The sequence below is a fragment of the Rhizorhabdus sp. P4_G6 genome (genome assembly GCF_056401045.1).
This window is the reverse complement of sequence record NZ_JBFUKC010000001.1, coordinates 339243-364450: the sequence shown is the minus strand read 5'-3', so window position 1 is coordinate 364450 and position 25208 is coordinate 339243. Positions and strand designations below refer to the sequence as shown.

At 67.3% G+C, this 25208-nt stretch carries 30 protein-coding genes; 17 read left to right on the top strand and 13 right to left on the bottom strand.

What is annotated here, in order from left to right:
* Positions 1-104: 104 nt before the first annotated feature.
* The 5 genes from AC1DPF_RS01760 (at position 105) to AC1DPF_RS01740 (ending at position 4861) form a co-directional block, all read left to right on the top strand.
* Positions 105-1364, top strand: a complete 1260-nt coding sequence (locus tag AC1DPF_RS01760; protein ID WP_477959379.1) for an MFS transporter — start codon at positions 105-107, stop codon at positions 1362-1364.
* Positions 1365-1550: 186 nt separating this feature from the next.
* Entirely contained in the window at positions 1551-1706 is a 156-nt protein-coding gene (locus AC1DPF_RS01755) for a hypothetical protein (RefSeq protein WP_477959377.1), read from the top strand.
* A 55-nt stretch (positions 1707-1761) separates the two neighbouring features.
* Positions 1762-2151, top strand: a complete 390-nt coding sequence (locus tag AC1DPF_RS01750) for a DUF952 domain-containing protein (protein ID WP_477959375.1) — start codon at positions 1762-1764, stop codon at positions 2149-2151.
* Positions 2152-2182: 31 nt separating this feature from the next.
* Positions 2183-3391: a dual-specificity RNA methyltransferase RlmN gene (rlmN, locus tag AC1DPF_RS01745; protein WP_477959373.1), complete on the top strand. Its 1209-nt coding sequence runs from the start codon at positions 2183-2185 to the stop codon at positions 3389-3391.
* Between the two features lie 243 nt (positions 3392-3634).
* A complete protein-coding gene (locus AC1DPF_RS01740) occupies positions 3635-4861 on the top strand; it encodes a class I SAM-dependent methyltransferase (protein ID WP_477959371.1) in 1227 nt (408 codons plus the stop codon).
* A 23-nt stretch (positions 4862-4884) separates the two neighbouring features.
* Here AC1DPF_RS01740 and bdcA read toward each other — a convergent pair whose 3' ends face one another.
* On the bottom strand, positions 4885-5610 hold the full coding sequence (gene bdcA, locus AC1DPF_RS01735) for an SDR family oxidoreductase (RefSeq protein WP_477959369.1): 726 nt from the start codon (positions 5608-5610) through the stop codon (positions 4885-4887).
* 69 nt (positions 5611-5679) lie between these two features.
* Between bdcA and AC1DPF_RS01730 the strand changes: the two genes are divergently transcribed.
* Positions 5680-6276 (top strand): TetR/AcrR family transcriptional regulator, encoded by a 597-nt coding sequence (locus AC1DPF_RS01730; RefSeq protein ID WP_477959367.1) that lies wholly within the window; start codon positions 5680-5682, stop codon positions 6274-6276.
* A gap of 33 nt (positions 6277-6309) precedes the next feature.
* Here AC1DPF_RS01730 and AC1DPF_RS01725 read toward each other — a convergent pair whose 3' ends face one another.
* The 4 genes from AC1DPF_RS01725 to AC1DPF_RS01710 form a co-directional block, all read right to left on the bottom strand.
* Positions 6310-6885 carry an EF-hand domain-containing protein gene (locus AC1DPF_RS01725; protein WP_477959365.1) on the bottom strand — a complete coding sequence of 192 codons (576 nt, stop codon included), beginning with the start codon at positions 6883-6885 and terminating at the stop codon, positions 6310-6312.
* A gap of 118 nt (positions 6886-7003) precedes the next feature.
* A complete protein-coding gene (locus AC1DPF_RS01720; protein ID WP_477959364.1) occupies positions 7004-7588 on the bottom strand; it encodes an EF-hand domain-containing protein in 585 nt (194 codons plus the stop codon).
* Positions 7589-7596: 8 nt separating this feature from the next.
* Positions 7597-8196: an EF-hand domain-containing protein gene (locus AC1DPF_RS01715; RefSeq protein WP_477959362.1), complete on the bottom strand. Its 600-nt coding sequence runs from the start codon at positions 8194-8196 to the stop codon at positions 7597-7599.
* Positions 8197-8335: 139 nt separating this feature from the next.
* Positions 8336-8818, bottom strand: coding sequence for an EF-hand domain-containing protein (locus tag AC1DPF_RS01710; protein ID WP_477867760.1), 483 nt, complete (start codon positions 8816-8818; stop codon positions 8336-8338).
* A 118-nt stretch (positions 8819-8936) separates the two neighbouring features.
* On the opposite strand from AC1DPF_RS01710, the gene AC1DPF_RS01705 reads away from it, so the two are divergent.
* On the top strand, positions 8937-10157 hold the full coding sequence (locus tag AC1DPF_RS01705) for an argininosuccinate synthase (RefSeq protein WP_477867762.1): 1221 nt from the start codon (positions 8937-8939) through the stop codon (positions 10155-10157).
* A gap of 143 nt (positions 10158-10300) precedes the next feature.
* On the opposite strand, the gene AC1DPF_RS01700 is transcribed toward AC1DPF_RS01705, so the two are convergent.
* Together AC1DPF_RS01700 and ygfZ are read right to left on the bottom strand one after the other, a co-directional pair.
* Entirely contained in the window at positions 10301-11869 is a 1569-nt protein-coding gene (locus AC1DPF_RS01700) for a hypothetical protein (protein WP_477959361.1), read from the bottom strand.
* Between the two features lie 126 nt (positions 11870-11995).
* Positions 11996-12679: a CAF17-like 4Fe-4S cluster assembly/insertion protein YgfZ gene (gene ygfZ, locus AC1DPF_RS01695; protein WP_477867766.1), complete on the bottom strand. Its 684-nt coding sequence runs from the start codon at positions 12677-12679 to the stop codon at positions 11996-11998.
* Between the two features lie 50 nt (positions 12680-12729).
* On the opposite strand from ygfZ, the gene AC1DPF_RS01690 reads away from it, so the two are divergent.
* Positions 12730-14052: a dihydroorotase gene (locus AC1DPF_RS01690; RefSeq protein ID WP_477959359.1), complete on the top strand. Its 1323-nt coding sequence runs from the start codon at positions 12730-12732 to the stop codon at positions 14050-14052.
* Between the two features lie 160 nt (positions 14053-14212).
* Positions 14213-14725, top strand: coding sequence for a CHAP domain-containing protein (locus AC1DPF_RS01685; protein WP_477867770.1), 513 nt, complete (start codon positions 14213-14215; stop codon positions 14723-14725).
* 34 nt (positions 14726-14759) lie between these two features.
* On the opposite strand, the gene AC1DPF_RS01680 is transcribed toward AC1DPF_RS01685, so the two are convergent.
* The gene (locus AC1DPF_RS01680) at positions 14760-15431 is read right to left on the bottom strand and encodes an HAD family hydrolase (RefSeq protein ID WP_477867772.1); all 672 of its coding nucleotides are present in this window, start codon (positions 15429-15431) and stop codon (positions 14760-14762) included.
* A gap of 114 nt (positions 15432-15545) precedes the next feature.
* On the opposite strand from AC1DPF_RS01680, the gene AC1DPF_RS01675 reads away from it, so the two are divergent.
* Genes AC1DPF_RS01675 through AC1DPF_RS01660 form a run of 4 tightly spaced genes read left to right on the top strand, consistent with a single transcriptional unit; the run spans position 15546 to position 19003 of the window.
* Positions 15546-16643 carry an MlaE family lipid ABC transporter permease subunit gene (locus AC1DPF_RS01675; RefSeq protein WP_477867774.1) on the top strand — a complete coding sequence of 366 codons (1098 nt, stop codon included), beginning with the start codon at positions 15546-15548 and terminating at the stop codon, positions 16641-16643.
* Positions 16643-17461: an ABC transporter ATP-binding protein gene (locus AC1DPF_RS01670; RefSeq protein WP_477867776.1), complete on the top strand. Its 819-nt coding sequence runs from the start codon at positions 16643-16645 to the stop codon at positions 17459-17461. The genes AC1DPF_RS01675 and AC1DPF_RS01670 overlap by 1 nt, the downstream gene beginning before the upstream one ends.
* A gap of 7 nt (positions 17462-17468) precedes the next feature.
* The gene (locus tag AC1DPF_RS01665; protein WP_477867778.1) at positions 17469-18413 is read left to right on the top strand and encodes an MlaD family protein; all 945 of its coding nucleotides are present in this window, start codon (positions 17469-17471) and stop codon (positions 18411-18413) included.
* 8 nt (positions 18414-18421) lie between these two features.
* A complete protein-coding gene (locus AC1DPF_RS01660; RefSeq protein WP_477867780.1) occupies positions 18422-19003 on the top strand; it encodes an ABC-type transport auxiliary lipoprotein family protein in 582 nt (193 codons plus the stop codon).
* Between the two features lie 154 nt (positions 19004-19157).
* Here AC1DPF_RS01660 and AC1DPF_RS01655 read toward each other — a convergent pair whose 3' ends face one another.
* The 4 genes from AC1DPF_RS01655 to AC1DPF_RS01640 all read right to left on the bottom strand — a co-directional run bounded on the left by AC1DPF_RS01655 (position 19158) and on the right by AC1DPF_RS01640 (position 21536).
* Positions 19158-19682 carry an SRPBCC family protein gene (locus tag AC1DPF_RS01655; RefSeq protein WP_477867782.1) on the bottom strand — a complete coding sequence of 175 codons (525 nt, stop codon included), beginning with the start codon at positions 19680-19682 and terminating at the stop codon, positions 19158-19160.
* Between the two features lie 140 nt (positions 19683-19822).
* The gene (locus AC1DPF_RS01650; protein WP_477867784.1) at positions 19823-20137 is read right to left on the bottom strand and encodes a hypothetical protein; all 315 of its coding nucleotides are present in this window, start codon (positions 20135-20137) and stop codon (positions 19823-19825) included.
* A 33-nt stretch (positions 20138-20170) separates the two neighbouring features.
* Positions 20171-20770 (bottom strand): NAD(P)H:quinone oxidoreductase, encoded by a 600-nt coding sequence (gene wrbA, locus AC1DPF_RS01645; protein WP_477959356.1) that lies wholly within the window; start codon positions 20768-20770, stop codon positions 20171-20173.
* Positions 20771-20837: 67 nt separating this feature from the next.
* Positions 20838-21536 (bottom strand): pirin family protein, encoded by a 699-nt coding sequence (locus AC1DPF_RS01640; protein ID WP_477867788.1) that lies wholly within the window; start codon positions 21534-21536, stop codon positions 20838-20840.
* A 117-nt stretch (positions 21537-21653) separates the two neighbouring features.
* Between AC1DPF_RS01640 and AC1DPF_RS01635 the strand changes: the two genes are divergently transcribed.
* The 4 genes from AC1DPF_RS01635 (at position 21654) to msrB (ending at position 24457) form a co-directional block, all read left to right on the top strand.
* The gene (locus tag AC1DPF_RS01635) at positions 21654-22571 is read left to right on the top strand and encodes a LysR family transcriptional regulator (RefSeq protein ID WP_477959353.1); all 918 of its coding nucleotides are present in this window, start codon (positions 21654-21656) and stop codon (positions 22569-22571) included.
* Between the two features lie 98 nt (positions 22572-22669).
* Positions 22670-22939 (top strand): DUF3297 family protein, encoded by a 270-nt coding sequence (locus AC1DPF_RS01630; RefSeq protein WP_477959352.1) that lies wholly within the window; start codon positions 22670-22672, stop codon positions 22937-22939.
* Between the two features lie 7 nt (positions 22940-22946).
* Positions 22947-23813 (top strand): aldose 1-epimerase family protein, encoded by an 867-nt coding sequence (locus tag AC1DPF_RS01625; protein WP_477959350.1) that lies wholly within the window; start codon positions 22947-22949, stop codon positions 23811-23813.
* A 248-nt stretch (positions 23814-24061) separates the two neighbouring features.
* Positions 24062-24457, top strand: coding sequence for a peptide-methionine (R)-S-oxide reductase MsrB (gene msrB, locus AC1DPF_RS01620; protein ID WP_477959347.1), 396 nt, complete (start codon positions 24062-24064; stop codon positions 24455-24457).
* A gap of 13 nt (positions 24458-24470) precedes the next feature.
* Here the strand turns inward: msrB and AC1DPF_RS01615 are convergent, their stop codons facing one another.
* On the bottom strand, positions 24471-25196 hold the full coding sequence (locus AC1DPF_RS01615; RefSeq protein ID WP_477959344.1) for a M48 family metallopeptidase: 726 nt from the start codon (positions 25194-25196) through the stop codon (positions 24471-24473).
* Positions 25197-25208: the final 12 nt, after the last annotated feature.

Sequence of the window (25208 nt, the reverse complement as noted above, 5' to 3'; positions counted from 1 at the left end):
GCGCTTCCCTACGCATATGCGTAGGGCTGGATCGGCCGGGCACATCCGGTTTGCGCCATGCCCTGCGCAGGCGCAGGACGACACAAAGTGATCCGGGAGGGATTGTGCGGGCCGAACCGAAGCAGTTGGTCGATGCGCGCGACGGCATGTCGCATGGCGCCCTTGTCGTCCATGAATGGCGCCGTGCCTGGCGGCCGGGCGTTGCCGCGCTGGTCGGCGGCTCGATCAGCTATTCGCTCTACGCCGCCGTCTCCAGCCTGTTCGTCGAGCCGCTGCAGGCGCAGTTCGGCTGGTCGCGCGGCGATATCGCCTTCGTTCACAGCTTCGGTCTGGTCACCGCCTTTGCCGCCCCCGTCGTCGGCCGCCTGACCGACGGGTTCGGAGTGCGCCCCGTCCTGTCGATCGGTCTTGTCCTGACGGCGCTGGGCTATGCGCTGCTATCGCTGATGCACGGCTCGCTGCATTATTACTACGCCGTCTATTTCGTCTTTTCGCTATCCGGCATGGCAACGACCGGCATCACCTTCACCCGCATCCTGAGCGGCGCGTTCGAACGGACCCGCGGCACCGCGCTGGCGATCGGCCGGTCGGGGCTGGCCATTGCCGGCGCGCTGATGCCGATGCTGCTCTTTCCCGCGATCGATCGGTTCGGCACGGCCGGCGGCTACCTCATCCTGGCGGCTTTCCTGCTGTTCGTCGCGCTGCCGCTGGTCTGGTTCTGGGTGCCGTCAAAGGCCGCCGAACGCGTGGGTAGCGCTGCCGCGCACGCCGTCGCCGACGGCTGGCGCATCGTGATCGCCATGCCGAAGGTCAGGATCCTGACGGCGGCCGCCGTGCTCAACTATGTGCCGGTCGTGTCGCTGATGTCGCAGTTGAAGCCGCTGGCCGTCTCGAAGGGGCTGGACGCAACCATGGCGGTGGGCGCGCTCTCCATGCTGGGTCTCGCTGCAGCTGCCGGCGCGCTGCTGAGCGGCCTTCTCGTCGATCGGTTCTGGGCGCCGGCTGTCGCCTTCGTGCTCAACGCCGCGCCGGCGATCGGCTGCCTCTGCCTGCTGCAGGATCAGGTGTCGCCGATGCTGTTCTATGGTGCGATCCTGCTGATCGGCCTGGGCCAGGGCGCGGAGATCGACATCGTCGCCTTCATGATTGCGCGCTATTTCGGCCTGCGCAGCTATGCCACCATCTATGGGGTGTCGACGCTGGGCATCGCGCTTGGCGTTTCCCTCGGCGCGACGCTGATCGGCAAGTCGTTCGATGTCTTCGGCAATTATAACGCGGCGCTGGCAGCCGCGTCGGCGTCCTTCGCCGCGGCGGCCTTCTGTTATCTGGCAATGGGCCGTTATCCGGCGCGGCAACCCGACTGAGCGGTCAGGCCGGTTGTCGGCACAAGCCGGGCACCCCCTTCGTGCTGATGCGGCGGAGCAGTCGGCGCTTGCCGGGCTCGCTCGAATATTCGAGCGGCGCCGCTCTGTGGACGGTGCCGAAATTGTCCCAGAGGACGACGTCTCCGGCAGGATCTTGTAGCTGGTCCGATAGGCCGGCTTCACGATGTGCGCGCGCAGTTCGCGGATGAGCGCGAGCGCCTCTGTATCGTTCATCCCTTCGATCGCGTAAGCGGTGCCCGGGTCGCCGCCAAGATCGCGACGATCGGCATGGCGCTCGCCCAGTCGGGCGCGAGGCGCGCGCCGACACCCGCCGCCGATTGACCGCCCAATTGACCGCCCAATTGACCGCGGCGCGCGCCGACGCCACTGGAGGGCGATGCAAGACCTCATCTTCAAGATCCTCCGCACCGACGAGTGGGACGCACTCCGCTCCGCTGGCCGGTTCGACGGCAGCGCCGACGACCTGCGCGACGGCTATATGCACTTCTCCGCCCTCCCGCAGGTCCGCGAGACGGTGCGGAAATATTTCGCCGGCGAGCGGTGCATCGTCCTCGCCGCGGTGCCGGGCGATGCGCTCGCGGACGGCCTGCGCTGGGAGGCATCCCGCGGCGGCCAGCTGTTCCCGCATCTCTATGGCCGCCCGCTGGTGCCGGGCGATATCGCAGCGGACATCGCGCTCGATCCGCAGGCCGTCATCGCCATGACCGATGCCGATCTGGCGGCATTGTTCCCGCGCCCGGCGACCGCGGCGCACCGCCCCCTGTAAAAACCCCGCCAAATCGCCTATGTGGCCGGGCATGAACCACCCGCAGCCCATCTCCATGCCGATTCCCGGCCACATCGATCCTGTGCCGGTGCCGCGCACCCTGGCACTGCGGCAGGACGGCCGGATCGACCTGCTCGGCCTCACCAAGGCCGATCTGCGCATGGCGCTGGAGACGGCGCAGCTCGAGCCCAGGCAGGCCAAGCTGCGCGCCAAGCAGATCTTCCAGTGGATGTATAATCGCGGCGCCACCGATTTCGCGCTGATGACCGACATCGCCAAGGACATGCGCGCTTGGCTCGAGCAGCGCTTCGTCATCTCGCGGCCAGCGGTCGTCGAGGCGCAGGTGTCGTCGGACGGCACCCGCAAATGGCTGCTCCGCTCGGACGACGGCCAGGATTACGAGATGGTGTTCATTCCCGACGCCGATCGGGGAACGCTGTGCGTGTCGAGCCAGGTCGGCTGCACGCTCAATTGCCGCTTCTGCTACACCGGCACGATGCGGCTGGTGCGCAACCTGACGCCCGGCGAGATCGTCGGCCAGGTGATGCTGGCGCGCGACGCGCTCGGCGAATGGCCGTCGCAGCCCGAGGGGCGGATGCTCACCAACATCGTGATGATGGGCATGGGCGAGCCGCTCTATAATTTCGACAATGTCCGCGATGCCCTCAAGCTCGTGATGGACGGCGACGGCCTGGCGCTGTCGAAGCGGCGGATCACGCTGTCGACCTCGGGCGTGGTGCCGATGATGGCCCGCGCCGGCGAGGAGATCGGTGTCAATCTCGCGGTCTCGCTCCACGCGGTGACCAAGGAAGTGCGCGACGAGATCGTGCCGCTGAACCGCAAATATGGGCTGGAGGAGCTGCTCCAGGCCTGTGCCGACTATCCGGGCGCCAACAATGCCCGGCGTATCACCTTCGAATATGTGATGCTCAAGGACAAGAACGACAGCGACGACGATGCGCGCGAACTGGTCCGCCTGCTCAAGAAGTACAAGCTGCCCGCCAAGGTCAACCTGATCCCGTTCAATCCCTGGCCCGGCGCAGACTATCAATGCTCGGATCCGGACCGGATCGCGCGCTTCTCCGATATCATATTCAAGGGCGGCATCTCCGCTCCGGTGCGCACCCCGCGTGGCCGCGACATCATGGCGGCGTGCGGCCAGCTGAAATCCGCTTCGGAGAAGAAGAGCCGCGCCGAGCTCGACCGGCTGGCCGCGGAGAAGCAGGCCGCGCTGGGGTAGTTCTGTAGGTACATTGCTGTCGTCATCCCGGCGAAGGCCGGGATCTCGGTCGGCGGTTCACGACATCGGCTCCGTGCTGACGACTGAGGCCCCCCGCCTCCAGCGGAATGACGGATCAGCGGATGGTCGCTCATCAAATCTGCCGCCGCATAATCTATGTTTAGCCGTTAAATTTAGCCTTCGGCCCCCCTTGCGTCGGCGGCGTGGCGGCGGTTCTATGCCCACCCCCTGTGGAGCGCATGCATGTCGCTATTCGATAAGTTCGTAAACCGCCTGTTCAAGCGCGGAGAGTTCACGATCATCTTCGCCGATGGTAGCCGAAAGACCTACGGCACGCCCGATCCCAAGCTGAAGCCGGTCACCATCCGCTTCGCCGACAAGGGCGTGGTGCGTGCCATCGCGAGCAATCCGCATCTCGGCGCGGCCGAAGCCTATATGGACGGGCGGCTGGTCATCGAGCAGGGCGATATCCGCGACCTCGTCGACCTCGTCCGCTATAACGGCCGCTGGGAAGAGGGCCGGATCACCCTGCGCGGGACCTTCGCCAGCCTGGTGCGCGACCGGCTGCGCGCGCGGCTGCAGAGCTTCAACACAGCGCGCCTCGCCAAGCGCAACGTCGCCCATCATTACGACCTGAACGACCGGCTCTACGATCTCTTCCTCGACGCCGACCGCCAATATAGCTGCGCCTATTTCGCCGATCCCGGCAACAGCCTCGACCAGGCCCAGGCCGACAAGAAGGCACATATCGCCGCCAAGCTGCACCTCAAGCCGGGCCAGCGGGTGCTCGATATCGGCTGCGGCTGGGGCGGGATGGCGCTCTACCTGAACCGCGCCGCCGACGTTGACGTGCTCGGCATCACCCTGTCCGAGGAGCAGCTGAAGGTGGCCCGCGCGCGCGCCGAGGCGGCGGGCGTCTCGGATCGGGTGAAGTTCGAGCTGATCGACTACCGCCTGCTCGAAGGCAGGTTCGACCGAATCGTCTCGGTCGGCATGTTCGAGCATGTCGGCGTGCCGCAATATGAGACCTTCTTCCTCAAGTGCCGCGATCTTCTCGCCGAGGACGGGGTGATGCTGCTCCACACCATCGGGCGGCTCGGCGTGCCCGGCAAGACCGACGCCTTCACCCTGAAATATATTTTCCCCGGCGGCTACAACCCGGCCTTGTCGGAGATCGTCTCGGCCAGCGAACCGGCCCGGCTGATCGTCGCCGATGTCGAGACGCTGCGGCTCCATTACGGGATGACGCTCGATCACTGGTACGATCGGACCATGGCGGCCAGGGACGCGATCGTCGCGCTGTACGACGAGCGCTTCTTCCGGATGTGGACCTTCTACCTGGCCGGCGCGCGGGCCGCCTTCATCCACGGCAATCTGTGCAATTACCAGCTCCAATATATCCGCAACCGCCGCGCGTTGCCGATCACGCGCGACTATATGGCCGAGGTGGAACAGGCGCTGCCGCGATAGCCAGCCCGATCGCCGCGCGACGCTCAGGCGGCGAAGCCGCCATCGATGGTCTGCATCGATCCGGTGATCATCGCGGCGGCGGGGCTGGCCAGAAAGGCTGCGTAGCCGGCAATCTCGCTGGCGTGGACATGGCGGGGGATCGCCATGAACCCGTGCATCATCTCCGCCATCGGACCGTCGGCGGGGTTCATGTCGGTGTCGGTCGGCCCCGGCTGGATCGAATTGACGGTGATGCCGCGCGCGCCGAAATCGCGGGCGAGGCCGCGCACCATGCCCTGGAGCGCCGACTTCGTCATCGCATAGGCTGCGCCGCCGGCGAACGGGATGCGATCGCCATTGGTCGAGCCGATGATGAGGATGCGGCCTCCATCGGGCATGCTGCGCGCCGCCTCGACCGCCGCGAAATAGGGCGCGCGGACGTTGACGTCGATCATCCGGTCGACGGCCTCGGCATCGAGCGCCAGCGGGTCGCCCAGTACCAGCGCGCCGGCGTTGACCAGCAGGATGTCGATCGGACCTTCGGCGATGATCGCCGCGGTCAGCGCCGCCCGATCCGCGCTGTCCACGCGCAGCGGCCTCGCGCCGGTTTCGGCGGCCAGCGCGGCGGCGGCGTCCTGCGAGCCCGCATAGGTGAAGACGACCGCCGCGCCATCGGCGGCGAATTGGCGCACCAGGGCAGCGCCTATGCCGCGGCTACCGCCAAGGATGACCGTCTTGCGGCGCGAAACAGGGGGGGAAATGTCGGTCATGCCATGTCCTTTCAATTTCTATAGTTATCGCTATATTATTGGCTTGGGATGAAGGCAAGGATTTTTTTAGTGACCGATACAAAACTCCCGGGCCGGGGGCGCCCGCGCGGCTTCGATCCGGAGGAAGCGGTGGCGACGGCGCAGCGGCTGTTCCAGGAGCGCGGCTATGACGGCGTCGGCGTCGCCGAGATCGGCAAGGCGCTGGGGATCACGCCGCCCAGCTTCTACAACGCCTTCGGCAGCAAGGCGGCGTTGTTCGACAGGGTGCTCGACCGCTATGCGGGCAGCTTCGGCCGCTTCGTGCCCGATGCCCTCGAGGGCGGTGGCGACGCCTGCGCGGCAGTGGAACGCGTGCTCAAGGATGCCGCGCGGCTTTATGCCCGCCGGGACGGCATTGCCGGCTGTCTCGTGCTGGATGGCGCGCGCGGCAGCAATGATCCCGAGGTGGTGGCGCTGACGGCGCGCCGGATGGCGGACAGCAGCGAGGTCATCGCCGCGCGGATCGCCCGGGACCTTCCGGATCGGGCGCATGAACTCGCGTCGATCGTGACGATCGCTCTCAAGGGCCTGTCGGCGGCGGCGCGCGACGGCGCCAGCCGCGCCGAGCTGGACGGCTTCGCCCGAGCGGCGGCGGCCGGGTTCAGGGCGATCGTCGCCGCAGGATGACCGGTGGCCGGCGCGGGCCGACGCCGCGGCCTGTCACGCCGCCGGCGGCGTCTTGCGCGCAGCGAGCCTTTCCTCGCTGGTGATGATGCCGTCATGATCGGCGTCGACCCGATCGAACATCGCGACCGGGCCCCGTGCTGCTTCGGCGCGGGTGAGGATGCCGTTCGCGTCGGCATCGGCCTGCCGGAACCAGCGGCGGTTCGTCCCGATCCCCGGACCGTCCCCGCCCACCACCATGTGCCAGGCCTGGTTGCGGATCGCATCATCGCCATAGGGCCGGGCCGGCGCCTTGTAGGCCGGGATCTCGCCCTTCAGCTCGGCTTGCGACAGCGCACCGTCCTTGTCGGCGTCGAAGCGGGCCAGGAACCACTCGCGGAAATTGTCGCGCCCTTCGGCATATTCCTCGGCGATGCGCTCCTGGCGGCTACTGATTTCCCACCATTGTAGCGAGCCATTCTCATCCCAGTCGGACGCATCATAATATTCGGCCAGTTGCGCCTGCAGAGCCGCGCGCGTCCCTGGCGGCCCATCCGGCCCGCGCTGGCCGAAGGCGGCAAGCAGCACCGACCCGACCAGCAATGCAGCAGCCAGCGACAAACTCTTGCTCATATGGAACCCCCCGGTTCTATTGCTGGCCAACGGCCGGCAAAAGGGGGCCCCTGCCCCCGCCGGAACGATATAATCCTATCCTGACGACGATAGCTAGAGCGGCGCGCCGCGGCCAAGCTCAGCTGCGGGCAGCGCCCGTCCACTTGGCGCGCGCTGCATCCTGTTCGGCCGGGCTGATCGTCCCGTCATGGTCCAGATCGATGCTGTCGAACATCGCCAGCGCGCCGGCCGAAGCCTCGGCGAGGCTGAGGCTGCCATTCCCGTCGCGATCGGCCTGCATGAACCATTCGGCGCTTGTGCCGATCGCAGGCGCCTGGCCGGCAACGACGAGCCGCCATGCCTGGTTGGCGGCCGCATCGCTGCCAAAAGGGTGGCTTGGCCAGGCAGGCCCGCGTGCCACGCCGCTGAAATCCGCACGGGTCAGGGCACCGTCCCTGTCCGCGTCGAGCTTGTCCACCAGCCATATCCGGAAATTATTCTGGCCCATGCCGTACCGGTCGTCGATCGCATCCTGGGCATCCTGCAGCTCGGCCAAGGTCACGCCGCCGCTATCGTCGCCATCGGCGATGTCGAAATAGTCGGCCAGCCTGACGCCCAGCTCGGCACGGGTCCTTGGCGCCCGATCCGGCCCCGGCTGGGCGAATGCGCCGAGCAAAATGGCGGCGCCCAGCATGGCGATCGCGGCTGGCGAGATTCCGGTCATCGGGAAACTCAACCCGCGTCGCCGTCCCTCCATCGCGCGCGCATCGCGTCGCGGGCGGCATCATGCTCCTGCGGGCTGACCGTACCGTCATGGTCGGTGTCGACCCGATCGAACATCGCCAGCGCGCTGGCAGACGCCTCGGCGAGGCTGACCCTGCCGTCCTTGTCGGCATCGGTGCGGGCGAACCAGTCGCCGCCCATGCCGCCCATTCGGCCGTGCCGCAGCTTCATGTCGTCGCCATGCCCGTCCCTGCCGCGATCCATGTCATCGGCGCCTTCGGGCCCTCCGCGCCGCGGCGGCGGCGCCATGAACTCGTCCTTGGACAGCGATCCGCTATGGTCCTTGTCGAGCATTGCGAACATCTCCGCGCGCCGATCCTCGCGCCGCTCGGCGAATTTCGCGTGCATCGCCGCGCGGGCGACATCGAACTCGGCCGGGGTGATGAAGCCGTCGCCATTGGCGTCGGCCTTGCGAAAATGCTCGGCGACCCGGGCCTGCAGCTCGGCGCGGGTCCGCGGCGGCCCATCGGGCGTCGCCTGGGCATAAGCCGCCGCCGCGAGCGTTGCGGCGAGGGCGGCTCCGGCGATCCAGGGTGTCTTCGTCATCATGCTATCCTCGCGAATGGGTGGGCGGACCGGCTGCGACAGGGAAAACCGGCCCACCCTGTCATGTTGATGAAACGCAAAGCTTGCCCGGATAGTTCGATGGTGAAATACCTGTGTCGGCGGTGAAATATATCCGGCCCGCTCATCGCCCGCCCGACACCAGCGCCTTGAGCATGCCGAGCTGCTGCTTCGCCGCCTGCCGTTCCCGCTCGTCCAATATCCCGTCGCCGTCGCTATCCACCGCATCGAAGCGTTCGCGTCCCGCCGCCTGCACCTCGGCCAGCGACAGCGTGCCGCTGGCGTCCCGATCGGTGCGGCGGAACAGCATATCGAGCATGCCGCTCCGGCTGAGCGGGCCATTGTCGTTCAGCGTCAGCCGGGGGCGGCCATCGGGCCCGACGTCCATCATGAATGGCTCCTCGTCGCGCCGGCCACTCAGCATCGAGCGCGCGACGCCCAGCGCAGCGGCGGCCTCGGCCCGGTCAAGGCTACCGTTCTGGTCGCGGTCGGCACCCGCGAAATATTGCGCGAGCGCACTGTCGAGCCCCTCTCGCGTCATCGGCAGTTCCTGTGCCGCAACGGGCAAGGTCAGGAGGGCACCCGCCAGGATGGGCCAGATACGCATCGCTACTCCTCCTCGCCTGCCGGCACCGCACCGCCACGAAGTGCCGCTAGCAACTTGAATGGCGGCCCCACGCATGGCAAGGGCCGCGCGCGCTGAGGTGGCGGGGCGGGAGATTGAGATGACGAATGACGTGAAGCGGGTGGTGCTGGCCTTTTCGGGCGGCCTCGACACGAGCGTGATTCTCAAATGGCTCCAGCAGACCTATGGTTGCGAGGTCGTCACCTTCACCGCCGATCTTGGCCAGGGCGAGGAACTCGAGCCCGCGCGCGCCAAGGCGCGGCTGATGGGCGTGCCCGACAAGCATATCTTCATCGACGATCTCCGCGAGGAGTTCGTCAAGGATTATGTCTATCCGATGATGCGCGCCAACGCGCTGTACGAAGGGCTGTACCTGCTCGGTACCTCGATCGCACGGCCGCTGATCGCCAAGCGCCAGATCGAGATCGCGCGCCAGGTCGGCGCTGATGCGGTCAGCCATGGCGCGACCGGCAAGGGCAACGACCAGGTCCGTTTCGAGCTCGGCTATTACGGCCTGGCCCCCGACATCCGCGTGATCGCTCCGTGGCGCGAGTGGGACCTGACCAGCCGCACCGCGCTGATCGCCTTCGCCGAGCAGCACCAGATCCCGGTGCCCAAGGATAAGCGCGGCGAATCGCCCTTCTCGACCGATGCGAACATCCTCCACACTTCGTCCGAGGGCAAAGTGCTCGAGGATCCGTGGGAGGAAGTGCCCGACTATGTCTTCTCGCGCACGGTCAATCCCGAGGATGCGCCCGATACCCCCGAGATCATCACCATCGACTTCGAGCGCGGCGACGCGGTCGCGATCAACGGCGAGGGGCTGAGCCCGGCGGCCCTGCTGGCGAAGCTCAACGATTATGGCCGCGTCCATGGCATCGGCCGGCTCGATCTCGTCGAGAACCGCTTCGTCGGCATGAAGTCGCGCGGCATGTACGAAACGCCGGGCGGCACCATCTATCACCTCGCCCATCGCGGCATCGAGCAGATCACGCTGGATCGCGGCGCCGCACACCTCAAGGACGAGCTGGCGCCGCGCTATGCCGAGCTGATCTACAACGGCTTCTGGTTCAGCCCCGAGCGCGAGATGCTCCAGGCGGCGATCGACCATAGCCAGGCCAAGGTGACCGGCACGGTGCGCCTGAAGCTGTACAAGGGCGGCGTCCATGTGATCGGCCGCAAGTCGCCCTACACGCTCTATTCGGAGAAGGTCGTCACCTTCGAGGACGACGCCGGCGCCTATGACCAGCGCGACGCCGCGGGCTTCATCAAGCTCCAGGCGCTGCGGCTAAGGCTGCTGGGGCGGCGCGACGGGCTCTGATCGCGTCCGTCTCGAGAGCAAATGCGATCAGATCAAACCGTTCATCCTGAGTAAGGGCTGAGCCGGGCGACGACCGCATCGAAGGACGTCCTTCGAGACGCCACTTCGCCAGGCTCAGTGGCTCCTCAGGATGAGCGGGGGCGTCAATCTGTTGGCCACTTTGGCTTTTGAGAGGGCACCCGTCGCAGCCCGACGATGTCGATCGCGCCATCCCTGTAGCGTCCGACCTCGACCCGCCCGCGCGACAGCTCTTCGAGGAACACGTCGCCCTTGTCATAGGCCCAGGGCCCGAGCCGCAGCAGCCAGATGGTCGGCACGGATCGTGTCGCGGGTGCCTGCGCGATGACGCGCAGATGCGGCCGGTCGAGCGAGGGGACGCCCCGCGAGCCGCTGACATAGATGCTCCCCGGCGGCGGGTTCAGGCTCGGGATCGCGGTCGGGATCGGCCGACTCGGCATCGCCAGCGCCATGTCGCGCACTGCCCGGTCGAAGGGCAGCGCGCCTTCGTTCGGATAGGCAAAGACGACATCGCCCGGCTGGAAGCGCGGCTTCAGCCACGCCAGCGTCCGATACCAGTCGCGCCGCGGATGCTCGCGCATGCGGATGTCGAACCCGATCTGCGAGACGCATAGCCATGCCAGCGCGCCGGTGCCGGCGAGCAGCCCGATGCGCCAGCGCCAGCCCAGCGCCAGCGCCATCAGCAATATCGCCGGGCAGGCCAGCGGCGTCATCGTCCGGATGATGAAGATCGGCGCGACCGTCGCCGACAGGATCAGCGACAGCGCCACAGGCAGAAGGCTGAGCAGCAGCAACGCGGCGAGCAGCCGCCGCGCCCGGCGCGCGCGCCACAGCAGCGCTGCGCCGAGCAGCGCCAGCATCGCCGCCGCCACCCGCATATCGTCGGTCGGCCCGCTGAACATCACCGTCGCCCGCCGCGCCAGATCGACGGTCGAGAAGCGCAGCCAGGTCGCCTTCACCCATTCGGGCGCCTGGTCCATCAGGATCAGCAGCGCCGGCAGCCAGACCAGCAGGACGATAAGATGGCCGCCGAACAGCCACAACCAGTCGCCGCGGCGCATGGTCCGGACGCGCACCACGCACAGCAGCGCCAGGCCCAGGGCGGCCGCATAGAGCGGCCCCAGATTGTGGAGCCACAGCATCAGCGCGGCACAGGCGAGATATCCCGCATAGGCGCACCCGGCGAGCGGCAACCCCTCGCCGCGCCGCGCCGCGATCGCCAGCAGGGCGAGCGTGGCGGCGGCATAGACCAGGATCATCACCGGATAGGGCCGCACCTCGCGCGTCATCTCGGCGAGGATCGGCGACACAGCCGCCAGCGCCAGCGCGGCCAGCGTCACGCGCCCCGCCGGTGCCCCGCATAACCGGGCCAGTCGATGCGCTGCCAGGGCGAGCACCGGCAGCGCCGCCAGGCCGCAGACCAGCCCGAGCGCGCGGTGCCCCGCCAGATCATCCCCCGCGACCAGCGTCCAGGCGCGCAGCAGCGAATAATAAAAGGGCGGATGGGTCTCATAGCGCGGCACGACATGCCAAAGGAAATGCCAGCCTTTCGATGCGGCATAGGCGCTATAGCCTTCGTCGAGCCACATCGGCTCGCCGGCTATCCCCCATGCGCGAGCCCAGAGCCCGACCGCAGCGACGAGCGCGGCGGCAAGGATGAGGCGGTGGCGGGGGCGCGGCAGAAACCTGATCACCCGTTCCGCTTAGAGTGATTTCGAGGCAGATGGAATCATCTGCCGGCTCGGAAATCACGGACAATCGAGTCTAGGCGAAATAGCCCGGGGCGGTGAACCCCTTTCGCATCGGCGATCGGCGCCTGCCTATTCGCTCGCCGCCGCCACCCCGTCGCACATCCACGCCGGCACCAGCGCATCGCCGAGCTTGTCGACCGAGCGCCGCTCGACGCTACCGTCCGGCAGCACCACCAGCCGCCGATTGACCTTGTTGCGCCAGTTCATCCGCGCGGTGTTTTCCTGGCCGACATAGCAGCCCTTGGTGAAGCTCACCCCGTGCAGCAGGTCGGCATTGCATTCGAGCCACAGCGTCTTGTCCGAGCCGAGTTCCGCCACCCCTTCGGGCACGCCGAGCGACAGCCGGTGCTCGTGCCAGCCGGTCGCCGCGCCATCGGGCGCCGCGATCCAGCGGCGGCCGAGCGCCGCGAGGCGGGGGTCGGGCACGCCCTGCCCGCCGTCGAGCGCCCAATGCACCGCCAGCGCGGGTTCGCGTGCGATGACGATCGGCTTGCGCAGCCGATAGAGCGACAGGCGGCGGACCAGCGCGTCGGCCTGCGACGCCTCGCAATCGATCAGCAGAGCGTCGCCATCCTCGTCCCTGGCGTCCCAGACGATGAAATCGAACAGCGCCTTGCCCTGCGGCGTCAACAGGCCGGCCCACACCGGCAGCGCCGCGCTCACATCATTGGTGACAAGCCCCTGCAGGAAGTCACGCACCTCCGGGCCGGAGAGGCGGATCAGCGCGCGATCGATGAGGGTGGTATCGGACATGGCACGAAGGTAGGAGCAACGCACCCGGAAGTTAACCCATGGTGGCTGGCATGACCTACGATCTCATCCTCAAGAACGGCACCGTGTGGACGGTAGGCGGCCCGGTGCAGACCAGCGTGGGCGTCAAGGACGGCAGGATCGCCGGAATCGGCGTCGCCGGTGACGCAGGCGAGACGATCGACTGCACCGGGCTCGACGTGCTGCCGGGCGTGATCGACAGCCAGGTGCATTTCCGCGAGCCGGGGCTCGAGGCCAAGGAGGATCTCGAATCGGGCAGCCGCGCCGCGGTGCTCGGAGGGGTGACCGCGGTCTTCGAGATGCCGAACACCAAGCCCAACACCGATTCGGCCGAGGCGATCGCCGACAAACTGGCGCGCGCGAAGGATCGGATGTGGTGCGACCATGCCTTCTATGTCGGCGCGACCGCGGCCAATGCCGAGCAGCTGGCCGAGTTGGAGATGATCCCCGGTACGGCCGGAGTGAAGATCTTCATGGGCGCATCGACCGGCGACCTGCTCGTCGCCGAGGACGAAAATCTGGCGCGGGTGCTGCGCTCGGGCAAGCGCCGCGTCGCCATCCACGCCGAGGACGAGGCGCGGATGATCGCGCGGCAGGGCGAGCGGATCGAGGGCGATCCATCGAGCCACCCGGTCTGGCGCGACGATGAAAGCGCGCTGCTCGCCACCCGCCGTATCCTGCGCATCGCGCGCGAGGCCGGGCGCAGGATCCACATCCTCCACATCACCACCCCGGCCGAACTCGCGCTGATCGCGCAGCACAAGGACATCGCGACCTGCGAGGTGACTCCGCAGCACCTGACGCTGGCCGGCGAGGAGGCTTATCCGCGGCTCGGCACCTACGCCCAGATGAACCCGCCGATCCGGTCCGCCGCGCACCGCGAGGGGCTGTGGGACTATCTGCGCCAGGGCGTGCCAGACGTGCTCGGCTCGGACCATGCACCGCATACCAGGGACGAGAAGGCGAAGACCTATCCGGCGTCGCCAAGCGGCATGCCCGGCGTCCAGACGCTGCTGCCGCTGATGCTCAACCATGTCGCCGAGGGCCGCCTGACGCTCCAGCAGCTGATCGAGCTGACTTCGGCCGGCCCGCAGCGCGTGTTCGGGCTGCGCACCAAGGGCCGCATCGCGCTCGGCTATGATGCCGACTTCTCGATCGTCGACCTGAAGGCGCGCTGGACGATCGACGAGGACTGGCTGGCATCGCGCTGCGGATGGTCGCCCTTCACCGGCATGGCGCTTACCGGACGGCCAATCGGCACGATCATACGCGGACATCGGGTGATGTGGGACGGCAATCTCGCCAACGCAGCGATCGGTACGCCGATTCGCTTCGACAGCGTCGCTCTCGTCTGACGCAGCGGCAGCCGCCGTTCGTTTCGTCTGTGGATAAGTTGCAACTCAACGCAGGATGAAACCCGCTCGCCGCGTTGCAGCAACTTGTTAACCATTTAGCCTTCCCTCGCGCCGATTTGGATGTCTATCAGACACCACGGGATCGGGTGGGGACTACCAGATGACGAAAACGATGCGCGCGATTGTCGGTTCCATGCTGCTTGCGTGCATGGCTGTCGCGCCCAGTGCCGCCAACGCCCAGATGCTCCAGTGCGCACCCTTCGCCCGCATGTTCTCCGGCATCCAGCTGTTCGGCGCGGCCGCCGCATGGTGGGATCAGGCCGCGGGCAAATATCTGCGCGGCAACAGCCCGGCGATCGGTTCGGTGATGGTGTTCAAGGCGATCGGCTCGATGCGCTCGGGCCATGTCGCGACCGTCACCCAGGTGGTCAGTGAGCGGGTCATCAAGATCACCCACGCCAACTGGTCGATCATCAACGGCCGCCGCGGTCAGGTCGAGCGCGACGTCACTGTCGTCGACGCCTCGCCGCGCAACGACTGGAGCCAGGTCAAGGTCTGGTTCGCGCCAATCGGCGCGGTCGGCAACAAGGCCTATCCGGTCAACGGCTTCATCTACAAGAATGGCAAGTCGACCGCCTCCACGGCCACCGAGGTGAACGGCCAGGAAGGCTGAGCCTCTCCGGGGCTCGCTTATCCGGGATCGTTCTTCAGTCCCAGTCGACGATCGTCCAGCCGCGCCGCTTTGCCTCTTCGCGCAGGCCCTGATGCGGGTTCGCGGCGATCGCCTCGTCCGCCCATTCGAGCACCGGCACGTCCGATACATGATCCGAATAGAAGCGGATCCGGCACTGGCTGCGCTCAAGGCCTTCCAGCCCCATCCACGCTTCGATCATCCGCAGCTTGGCCGGGCCGTAGCAATTCTCGCCGTCGACCTTGTGGCTGACATAGTCGTCGAGGCCCCTGATGCTGGTCGTGGCGACGATATCGTCCATGCCCAGCTTCGCGGCGATCGGCTCGACCCATAGCCGCGACGAAGCGGTGGCGAGCACCAGCCGCCGGCCCGCGGCCCGGTTCTCGGCAAGGCTGTCGAGCGCCTGCCGGCGGACATTGTGCCGCACCGTCTTTTCGGCGAAGCTCTCGGCAAGCGGCGCCAGCGCAGACAGGCGCACAGTGCGGCCGAGCAGCATCGCCTGGTTCAGCTCCTTGACGCGCTTGCGCTCGATCAGCCGGAGCACATAGGCGAGCATCACCAGCGCCGCCGCCGGCACGAAGATCAGCCGCCATGGCGCCAGCCGCAGCGCGGCATGGATCATGAAAGGCGTGAAGGTACCGGTCCGGGTGATCGTCCGGTCCATGTCGTAGATGGCGAGTTCGGTCATGCGACCGGCTTTAGGCGATTTGCCGCAGCAAAGAATATGGGAACATTCGCGTCCCGCCGGGATTTCATTTCGGATGCTTGCCGATCTCCTGCTTTTCGAGCACTGCTGAGTGTCATGAGCGCGCCGGCCGACTTCGAGTTCGACGACGGAACCCTGCGGTTCTCTGGAGAGCTGACCCTTGCCCGCATCGGCGACCTGCCGCAGCGGCTGGCGGCGATCGCGCAGGCACCGGCGCAGATCGATCTCGATGGCGTCGACCGCATCGACACGGTCGGCGCCTGGCTGGTCCACCGCATCGCCCGCGAGCATGACGCCCGGGTGATCGGCGCCGACGAGGACGTCTGCCACCTGCTCGAGCAGATTGCCGCTGCCGACAAGCCGCTGAAGATCCGCCCCGATCCGAGCCCGCCTTTCGTCCGCGTGCTGCGCGAGATGGGCGACGCCACCGCGGTCGCCGGCCATTCGCTGGTCGGGCTGCTGGGCTTCTTCGGCGCCACGGTGATCGGGCTGTGGGGCCTCGTCACCCACCCGCGCCGGTTCCGCTTCAACGCGATGGCCCGGCAGTTCGAGGTGGTGGGCGTCACGGCGCTCGGCATCATCGGGCTGATGAGCTTCCTGATCGGCATCGTCATCGCCCAGCAGGGCGCGGTCCAGCTCCGCCAGTTCGGCGCCGAGGTGTTCGCGATCAACCTGATCGGCCGGATCACGATCCGCGAGCTCGGCGTGCTGATGACGGCGATCATGGTCGCCGGCCGCTCCGGCAGCGCCTTCGCCGCCCAGCTCGGCTCGATGAAGCTGGCCGAGGAAATCGACGCGATGCGCACCATCGGCGTCTCGCCGATGGAGGCGTTGATCCTGCCGCGGGTGATCTCCACCGTGTTCCTGATGCCGCTGCTGGGCTTCTATGCGGCGGTGGTCGCCATCGTCGGCGGCGGCATATTCTGCTGGATCGATCTCGACATCCCGCCGATCACCTTCGTCCAGCGGCTGCAGGAGGTGGTGCCGCTCACCGATCTGTGGGTCGGCCTGATCAAGGCACCGGTGTTCGGCCTGATCATCGCGATGTCGGGCTGCTACCAGGGCATGCAGGTCGAGGGAAATGCCGAGGAGGTCGGGCTGCGCACCACCGCCTCGGTGGTGCAGGCGATCTTCCTGGTGATCGTGCTCGATTCGGTGTTCGCGGTGTTCTTCAGCTCGATCGGGTGGATCTGATGGCACGGCTCAACACCGCCGAAGGGGATACCGTCATCCACGTCTCCGGGCTCAGGAACAGCTTCGGCGATCAGGTGGTCCACGATGGGCTCGACCTCGACGTGCGGCGCGGCGAGATATTGGGCGTGGTCGGCGGCTCCGGCACGGGCAAATCGGTGCTGATGCGCTCGATCATCGGGCTGCAGACCCCGCTCGAAGGCGACGTCGAGGTGTTCGGCGAACCGATGATCGGCCGCGAGGAATATGAAGCGAAGCAGGTCCGCAGGCGCTGGGGCGTGCTGTTCCAGGGCGGGGCGCTGTTCTCGACCCTGACCGTGGCCGAAAACGTCCAGGTGCCGATCCGCGAATATTATCCGCAGATCGACGCACAGCTGCTCGACGAGATCGCCGCCTACAAGGTGGCGATGACCGGCCTGCCGCCCGAGGCCGGGCCGAAATATCCCTCCGAGCTGTCGGGCGGGATGCGCAAGCGCGCTGGCCTGGCCCGCGCGCTGTCGCTCGATCCGCAGCTCCTGTTCCTCGACGAACCGACCGCGGGGCTCGATCCGATCGGCGCCGCGGCATTCGACGCGCTGATCCACGCGCTCCAGCGCACGCTCGGCCTCACCGTCTTCCTGATCACCCACGACCTCGATACGCTCTATGCGATATGCGATCGCGTCGCGGTGCTCGCCGACCAGCGGGTGATCGCAGTTGGAACGATCCCGGAATTATTGGCGTTGGACCATCCGTGGATTCAGGAATATTTCAACGGCCCGCGGGGGCGGGTCGCATCGGACGCGGCCAGGCGCGAAGCGGCGAAGGACAGCAGGGCATGAGAGGCTGATGGAAACCCGGTCCAACCATGTGCTGGTGGGCGGCGTCGTGCTGGCGCTGCTTGTCGGGCTGCTCGCCTTCATCGTCTGGCTGGCGGGGTTCAACACCGCCACCGAGCAGCGCTACGACATCTTCTTCAAGACCTCCGTCGATGGCCTCGCCAAGGGCTCACCGGTGAACTTCTCCGGCGTTCCGGTCGGCAAGATCCAGGAGATCAAGCTGCTCCCGGACAGCCCGGAATTCGTTCGGGTGCGGATCTCGGTCGACCAGGAGACGCCGATCCTGCAGGGCACCACCGCGACCATCGCCGGCGTCGGCTTCACCGGCGTCAGCCAGATCAATCTCGACGGCGCGATCAAGGGCGCCCCGCCCATCGTCGAACCCGGACCCTATGGCGTGCCGGTGATCCCGACCAAGCCCGGTGCGCTCGGCGAGCTGCTCAACTCGGCGCCCGAGCTGCTGAACCGGATATCGGCGCTGACCGAACGGCTCACCGAGCTGCTCAACGACAAGAACCAGAAATCGATCAGCGGCATTCTTGCCCATGTCGACCGGCTGAGCGGCGACCTCGCCGACCGTGGACCCGAGATCGCCGCCTCGGTCGCGCAGCTCAAGGTCACGCTGCAGCAGGCGGGCGACACCGCCGCCAAGATCGGCGCGCTGGCCGAAACGACGAACGGCGTGATGTCCAGCGACGTCAAGCCGGCGATGGCCAGTCTCAACCGCGCCACGACCGCCGCCCAGCACACCATGGAGTCGCTGGACCAGGCGATCACCGACGCGCGGCCGGGGGTGAAGGCCTTCTCGACCCAGACGGTACCCCAGATCAACCAGCTGGTCCGCAACCTCGCGGAGATGTCCGAATCGCTCAACGCGATCTCCGCCAAGCTCGATCGCGGCGGCGCCGGCGCGGTGCTCGGCGGCGGCAAGCTGCCCGACTATAAGGGACAATGAGAGTGAAGATGATCCGCCCGCTCGTCGCCGTCATGCTGCTCGCCACGCTGTCGGGCTGCATCAGCCTCGGCGCCAAGCCGCCCAAGGCGCTGCTCAGCCTGACCTCGGACGCGCGCGTGCCCGCCGACCAGGCCAAGTCGACCCGCGACGCCCAGGCGATCGGAGTCTCGGTCCCGGTCCTGCCCGCGGCGCTGCGCAACCAGCGAATCGCGGTGCAGACCGGCGCGGCCTTCGCCTATCTGCCGAAAGCCGCCTGGGCCGATACCCCCGCCGCGCTGTTCCGCGCCGTCCTCGCCGAGACGATCGAGGCGAAGACCGGCCGCTTCGTCCCAGACCAGCGCAACGGGGCAATCACGCCAGACACGCGGCTGGCCGGCACGCTATCCGCCTTCCAGTTGCTCGGTGGCCAGGGCAAGGTGCTGGTGATCTTCGACGCGACGCTGGCGACGAGCGGCTCGGACATCTTGAAGACACGCCGCTTCGAGGCGACCGCGCCGGTCGCGGCGGAGGATGCCGCCAGCGTCAGCGCCGCGCTCAACCGCGCCGCCAATGCCGTCGCGGGCGATGTAGCGACCTGGGTGGCCGCCTGAGCCTCGCCGCGCGCCGGCAACAGGATGATCCTACAGCCTCTTGAGTTTGCTTTGGGCATTCCGTTCGTGTCGAGCGTAGTCGAGACACGCTGGCGCACGGTACGTCCCTCGACTTCGCTCGGGACGAACGGTTTAGACTGGAACGAAACGACCTCTACTTCTTCTCGACGAAAGCCGTCAGCCGCGCGAATTGTCCACCGATCACCTGGTCGACGATCGGCGCATAGCCCTGCCCGCCACCCGGCATATAGCCGCCGAGCGCATAGCTCAGGCTGATCGCGGTGCCGCTGCCCGAGGGCTTCAGCTCCCAGGTCATCGCGCCCGACACGCCCATCGATTGAAAGGGCCCGAGCGCACCCTGCAGGCGCAGCAGCCGATCCGGCATGATCTGCACGACGCGCATATGCTCCACCGCCCCCTTCGCCTGCGGCACGGTCTCGCAGAAGCAGCCGCCCGCGGTGGGATCGAGCGTCAGGTTGGCACCCTCCTGGGAATAGCTGTGGGTCATGTCCCACCAGCGGCCGGGCGCGATCAAGGCTGCCCAGACCGCGGATGGCGAGGCCGATACGGTTGCGGCGAACGCCACCACGAAGCCGCCGCTCTCGGCTGCCTTGACCTCGGCCGCGGCTGGCGAAGCCGCTGCCAGCGCCAGCCCGGCCAGACTCCCGACATATCTCATCCACCCACTCCCTGGTCGACCCGCTGCATTGCTGCCCAGCCCGCATCCGCGCTGCATAGCAAACCGCCCGTCTCTCCCGAAGGAGAAACGGGCGGCCTAGGCTGCGGACGATCGGGGGGAGTCCGCAGCAGCTAAAAGGGTCAGCGGGCGATCATCGCCACCGCTGTGACCTGGTTGGGATGGAAGCCGAACTCGACCAGCCGGTGCTTGAGGTCGGAGGCGTCGGCCCGGTCGCGCACCCGGCAGACGAAGCGGCGCAGGGTTTCGAGCCGCGGATCGGCGAGCGGCAGCTTGGGACGAACGCCGTTGCTGCCTTCGACCAGCCTTCCGAACCATCCGCGCCGGCGCGCCTCGCCCGCCTCGCGCATCGCCAGGCTGACGACCTTCCACTCGAGCGCCGACAAGGGTGGCGTCGAAGCGTCGGTTTCGGCCTGGAACGGCACCGCGATAGTCATGTCTTCCTCCGATTGTTACACATTGTTATCTGCTCAGGCGAAGAGCTTGGCTGTGATCTCCGCCACATGTTTTCCCTGAAATCTTGCGCCATCGAGTTCGGTCGCGCTCGGGTGGCGCGAGCCGTCGCTGCCGGCGATGGTCGTTGCGCCATAGGGAGCACCGCCCTTGACCTCGTCCACGCCGGTCTGGCCGGCAAAGCTGTAGGGCAGGCCGACGATCACCATGCCGAAATGGAGCAGGTTGGTGATGATCGAAAACAGCGTGGTCTCCTGCCCGCCATGCTGCGAGCCGGTCGAGGTGAAGGCGGCGCCGACCTTGCCGTTGAGCGCACCGCTCGCCCACAGGCCGCCCGCTCCGTCCAGGAAGGATGCCATTTGTCCCGATATGCGCCCAAAGCGGGTGCCGGTGCCGACGATGATCGCATCATAACCGGCCAGCTCGGCCACGGTCGCGACCGGCGCAGGCTGATCGAGCTTGAAGTGATTCTTCTGGGCGATGTCGAGCGGCACCGTCTCCGGCACGCGCTTGACGTCCACCTGGGCGCCCGCGCTGCGCGCGCCTTCGGCGACGGCGTGCGCCATCGTCTCGATATGGCCATAGGTCGAATAATAGAGAACGAGGATCTTCGGCATCTGCTTCACTCCGAACATGTTGACGGAAGCGACCGCCCCGAGCCTTGGTCCGGGGCGGTCGAAGGAGTCAGGCGACGTCGACCAGTACGATCTCGGCGTCGTCGATCGCCTTGATGCTGATCGTGTCGAGATCGGCGATGGCCACGCCATCGCGGGGGGAAACCGCGACGCCATTGACTTCGATGCTGCCGCGGGCCGGCACCAGATAGGCCTTGCGGTCCCTGCCGATCGCCTGCTCCACGGTCTCGCCGGCGGCGATCGTGGCGCCCAGGACCCGGGCATCGGCCCGGATCGGCAGCGCGTCCCCGTCGCCCTGAATGCCGCTCGCCAGCGTCACGAAGCGCCCGGTACGATCACCCTTGGGGAAGGGCCGCGCCCCCCAGCTGGGCTTTTCGCCCCGCTTGTCCGGGATGATCCAGATCTGGAACAGGGTGGTCTCGACATCCTCCTCGTTCTTTTCCGAATGGACGATCCCGGTGCCCGCCGACATCACCTGGACGTCGCCCGCCTCGGTGCGACCTTCATTGCCCAGGCTGTCGCGATGGGTGATCGCACCCGAACGGACATAGGTGATGATCTCCATGTCATTGTGCGGATGGGGAGCGAAGCCGGTGTGCGGGGCGATGGTGTCGTCGTTCCAGACTCGCAGCGCGCCCCAATTGACCCGCTTGGGATCGCGATAGTCGGCGAAGGAAAAATGATGCTTGCCGTCGAGCCAGCCATGGTTGCCGCCACCGAGCGAGGAAAAGGGCCGAACTTCGATCATGTCGTCTACTCCTATGCTGGCCGCCGCAGCGGCGCGTTGGGGACAATCTAGGCTTGCAGCCCTGCAAATAAATGGAGATGATCGAAACTCATCGTTTCCAAAACCAGGCAAGACCATATGGCGCATCTCCCCGATTTCGAGGCATGGGCGATCTTCGCCAAGGTTGCGGAACTGGGCAGCTTTTCGGGCGCGGCCGACGATCTGGGGCTGTCCAAGGCGACCGTCTCCAAGGCGGTGTCCCGCCTGGAGCTGCGGCTGGCGACCCTCCTGTTTCACCGCAGCTCGCGCAAATTGTCGCTCACCGACAGTGGCCATCTCGCCCAGGAGCGCGCCGCGCGGATGCTTGCCGACGGCGAGGCGATCGAGGAGGCGATTTCCGAGCGCGGCGCCGCGCCGCGCGGGCTGGTGCGGCTAGCGGCGCCGATGTCGTTCGGGATCGCGCATCTCGGGCCGATCCTGCCGCTATTCCACCAGGCCTATCCCCAGGTGACGGTCGAACTCCATCTCTCCGATGCGCGCACCGACCTGATCGAAGAGGGATTCGACGTCGCCCTGCGGATCGGCCAGCTCGAGGACTCGGCGCTGAAGGCGCGACGGCTGTTCCCGGTGCGGCTGCCGCTGGTCGGCGCCCCGGCGCTGTTCGACCGGCTCGGCCGCCCCGAGCATCCGCGCGACCTGGTCCGCTATCCGACCTTCGCCTACACGCATACCCGCACGCCGGGCCGCCTGCATTTCCGCCATCCCGAGCAGGGCGAATTCGCGATCGAGGTGAAGGGCCCGATCCGCACCAACAATGGCGACGTGCTGCTGGACGCGCTGCTCGCCGGCACCGGCATCGCTTCCCTGCCGGATTTTCTTGCCTGGAAATGCCTTGCCGACGGACGGCTCGAGGAGGTGCTGTCGGACTGGTCGGCGGGCCCGATCAGCGCGCTGCATGTCGTGACGCCGCCCACCGCGATGCGCCCCGCCCGGGTGAAGGTCCTGATCGACTTCCTCGCAGCCGCCTTCCTGAAGCCGCCGTGGATGACGTCCTAGCGCCGCGCGGTCGCTTGTGACGAGAGAGGTGGCGGATCGGCCCCGGCTTGGCTAAAGCGCCCGCAGCAGCTTTTCCCTTCGCACATCCGGACGACATCATGACCGACATCCTGCCCGACCGTCTCTCGATCAATCCCGCCAGCCCGCATTTCAATGGCGAGCTGCTCGAACGCGGCATCGGCATCAAGTTCAAGGGTGCCGAGAAGACCAATGTCGAGGAATATTGCGTGAGCGAGGGCTGGATCCGCGTCTCGGTCGGCAACACCCGCGATCGCAAGGGCAACCCGCTGACGATCAAGCTGAGCGGCCCTGTCGAGCCCTATCTCAAGGACGTGCCCCAGGACGCCGGCGACAGCGCGGAGGGCTGACCGGACGATGGCGATCCGTATCGCATCGGACCGCCTCGCCGCCGAGATATCGCAGGACGGCGCCGAGCTGCGGCGGCTGACCGATGCTGCCGGCCAAGAGTATCTATGGGACGGCGATCCCGCTTATTGGGCCGGGCGCGCGCCGATCCTGTTCCCGATCGTGGGCATGTTGAACGGTGATCGCTTCCGCTGGCGGGGCCGCGACTACAGCCTGCCGCGCCACGGCTTTGCCCGCCGCCGCGGCTTCGCCGTGGCCGAACAGGGCGGCGACGGCCTCGTCCTCCGCCTCGAGGCCGACGACGCCACCCGCGCGGCATGGCCGTTCGACTTCTGCCTCGACATGATCTTCGCGATCAACAGCGCGACCCTGACGATGACGGCGCGCGTCGCCAATCGCGGCGGCGATCCGATGCCGGTCTCCTTCGGCTTCCATCCGGCGCTGCGCTGGCCGCTGCCCGGCGCGTCATCGAAAACCGGCCATGTCCTGCAATTCGACAGGAGCGAACCGGCCCCGATCCGGCGGCTCGACACCGACGGCCTCCTCGATCCGCGGCCGCGGCCTACCCCGGTCGACGGCCGGCTGCTCGCGCTCGACGACAGTCTTTTCGCCGAAGACGCGCTGATCCTCGACCGGATCGAGAGCCGCTCGCTGGTCTATCGCGGGCCGGGCAGCTCGCCGGTCATCGTCGACTTCCAGGGCATGCCGCATCTCGGCCTGTGGATGAAGCCGGGCGCGGGATATCTGTGCATCGAGCCGTGGCAGGGCCACAGCGATCCCGCCGGATATGCCGGGACGATCGAGGACAAGCCGGGAATGGTGACGATCGCGCCAGGCGCGAGCCGCAGCTTCACCATGGCGATCACGATCGGCTGACAGGACCGGCCCAGTCGGGATCCTCCAAGGCGGCATGGCTCGGCCCGGCGATCCAACGGGACAGCCGGGCTCAACTCTCAAGCCACCTGAAGGTGGGGGGCGATTCCCCTGCGCCCCCATAAGCCAACGCAACCACTCGAACGCCATGCAACGTTGCAACGGGGATAGGATGGTTAACCCATGCCCGCAGTGATCCCGGTCACAGTCCGACGCTTGACCTGCATGCCCGGCAGACCCACATTCACCGCATGGAAAAGCTCGATCTCACCGACGCCGAATGGCGTGAACGGCTCACGCCGGAACAATATCATGTGCTGCGGCAGGCCGGGACCGAGCGGGCCTTCACCGGCAAATATTGGAACAACCACGACGACGGCACCTATCGCTGCGCGGGCTGCGGGGCCGAGCTGTTCGCGAGCGACAGCAAATATGATTCGGGTTGCGGCTGGCCCAGCTTCACCGCGCCGGCCGACGAGCAGATGGTGACCGAGCATCGCGACGCCAGCCACGGCATGGTTCGTATCGAAGTCCGCTGCGCGCGCTGCGAAGGCCATCTCGGCCATGTCTTCCCCGATGGCCCGGGGCCGGAAGGGCTGCGCTACTGCATCAACTCGGCGTCGATCGACTTCGACAATAAGACGTGAGGTCCTGACGCAGTCAGGCGTCACGCCCCAGCCAGTAGAGTTCGCGGCCATGGGCGCGCAGCCAGGCGCGTTCGGCACTGGGATCGCGCCCGAGCAGGCGGCGCACCGCCGCATGGAACGCCGGGCTATGGTCCATGTGCAGCCGGTGCGCCACTTCATGCGCGACGGTTGCCTCGAGCACGTCGGGTGGGGCGAGGATCAGGCGCCAGCTGTAGCGGATGTCGCCATTGGCCGAGCAGCTTCCCCAGCGTGCGCGTGGATCGCCGATCGACACCCGGCCGATATCGACCCCGGCCAGCGCTGCGAACCGCAGGGTCTCCACCTCCAGTCGTTCTAGCGCCTGGGTCCGCAGCCAGCGCGTGACGCGTGCGCCGAGCAGATCGGCCGGGCGGGGCACGATCAGGCTGTTTCCCACCCGGCGCACGATACGCCCGCGATCGGCCAGCTCGATGCGCAGCGGCTCGCCGGCGACCTCGATCGTCATGCCGTCCTCGATCGGCCGCGCCTCGGGCAAGGCCACCAGCGCCGCCTCGATCCAGTCGCGTTTGCTCTCTACCCATTTGAGCGCGGCGCGCAGCGAAGCCCGGCTGGGCATGATGAGGCGGACGCCGCCATCACGCGGATCAACGCTCAGCCGCATCCCATGTGCCTGTGCCATGCGCCGCACGACCAGCGGCCGGCTGCGCCCGCCGGCTTCGAATATCAGATTGGCCTCGGCCGTTTTCCGCGAGAAGATCATGAGGGGCGGGCT

Coding starts and splice junctions, on each gene's coding strand:
- AC1DPF_RS01635 (WP_477959353.1), top strand. CDS start 21,654: ATGGCGCATCTCCCCGATTTCGAGGCATGGGCGATCTTCGCCAAGGTT.
- AC1DPF_RS01690 (WP_477959359.1), top strand. CDS start 12,730: ATGACCTACGATCTCATCCTCAAGAACGGCACCGTGTGGACGGTAGGC.
- AC1DPF_RS01625 (WP_477959350.1), top strand. CDS start 22,947: ATGGCGATCCGTATCGCATCGGACCGCCTCGCCGCCGAGATATCGCAG.
- rlmN (WP_477959373.1), top strand. CDS start 2,183: ATGAACCACCCGCAGCCCATCTCCATGCCGATTCCCGGCCACATCGAT.
- AC1DPF_RS01660 (WP_477867780.1), top strand. CDS start 18,422: ATGATCCGCCCGCTCGTCGCCGTCATGCTGCTCGCCACGCTGTCGGGC.
- AC1DPF_RS01670 (WP_477867776.1), top strand. CDS start 16,643: ATGGCACGGCTCAACACCGCCGAAGGGGATACCGTCATCCACGTCTCC.
- AC1DPF_RS01725 (WP_477959365.1), bottom strand. CDS start 6,885: ATGAGCAAGAGTTTGTCGCTGGCTGCTGCATTGCTGGTCGGGTCGGTG.
- AC1DPF_RS01750 (WP_477959375.1), top strand. CDS start 1,762: ATGCAAGACCTCATCTTCAAGATCCTCCGCACCGACGAGTGGGACGCA.
- bdcA (WP_477959369.1), bottom strand. CDS start 5,610: ATGACCGACATTTCCCCCCCTGTTTCGCGCCGCAAGACGGTCATCCTT.
- msrB (WP_477959347.1), top strand. CDS start 24,062: ATGGAAAAGCTCGATCTCACCGACGCCGAATGGCGTGAACGGCTCACG.
- AC1DPF_RS01715 (WP_477959362.1), bottom strand. CDS start 8,196: ATGATGACGAAGACACCCTGGATCGCCGGAGCCGCCCTCGCCGCAACG.
- AC1DPF_RS01720 (WP_477959364.1), bottom strand. CDS start 7,588: ATGACCGGAATCTCGCCAGCCGCGATCGCCATGCTGGGCGCCGCCATT.
- AC1DPF_RS01650 (WP_477867784.1), bottom strand. CDS start 20,137: ATGACTATCGCGGTGCCGTTCCAGGCCGAAACCGACGCTTCGACGCCA.
- AC1DPF_RS01655 (WP_477867782.1), bottom strand. CDS start 19,682: ATGAGATATGTCGGGAGTCTGGCCGGGCTGGCGCTGGCAGCGGCTTCG.
- wrbA (WP_477959356.1), bottom strand. CDS start 20,770: ATGCCGAAGATCCTCGTTCTCTATTATTCGACCTATGGCCATATCGAG.
- AC1DPF_RS01630 (WP_477959352.1), top strand. CDS start 22,670: ATGACCGACATCCTGCCCGACCGTCTCTCGATCAATCCCGCCAGCCCG.
- AC1DPF_RS01615 (WP_477959344.1), bottom strand. CDS start 25,196: ATGATCTTCTCGCGGAAAACGGCCGAGGCCAATCTGATATTCGAAGCC.
- AC1DPF_RS01705 (WP_477867762.1), top strand. CDS start 8,937: ATGACGAATGACGTGAAGCGGGTGGTGCTGGCCTTTTCGGGCGGCCTC.
- AC1DPF_RS01680 (WP_477867772.1), bottom strand. CDS start 15,431: ATGACCGAACTCGCCATCTACGACATGGACCGGACGATCACCCGGACC.
- AC1DPF_RS01710 (WP_477867760.1), bottom strand. CDS start 8,818: ATGCGTATCTGGCCCATCCTGGCGGGTGCCCTCCTGACCTTGCCCGTT.
- AC1DPF_RS01685 (WP_477867770.1), top strand. CDS start 14,213: ATGACGAAAACGATGCGCGCGATTGTCGGTTCCATGCTGCTTGCGTGC.
- ygfZ (WP_477867766.1), bottom strand. CDS start 12,679: ATGTCCGATACCACCCTCATCGATCGCGCGCTGATCCGCCTCTCCGGC.
- AC1DPF_RS01665 (WP_477867778.1), top strand. CDS start 17,469: ATGGAAACCCGGTCCAACCATGTGCTGGTGGGCGGCGTCGTGCTGGCG.
- AC1DPF_RS01640 (WP_477867788.1), bottom strand. CDS start 21,536: ATGATCGAAGTTCGGCCCTTTTCCTCGCTCGGTGGCGGCAACCATGGC.
- AC1DPF_RS01740 (WP_477959371.1), top strand. CDS start 3,635: ATGTCGCTATTCGATAAGTTCGTAAACCGCCTGTTCAAGCGCGGAGAG.
- AC1DPF_RS01675 (WP_477867774.1), top strand. CDS start 15,546: ATGAGCGCGCCGGCCGACTTCGAGTTCGACGACGGAACCCTGCGGTTC.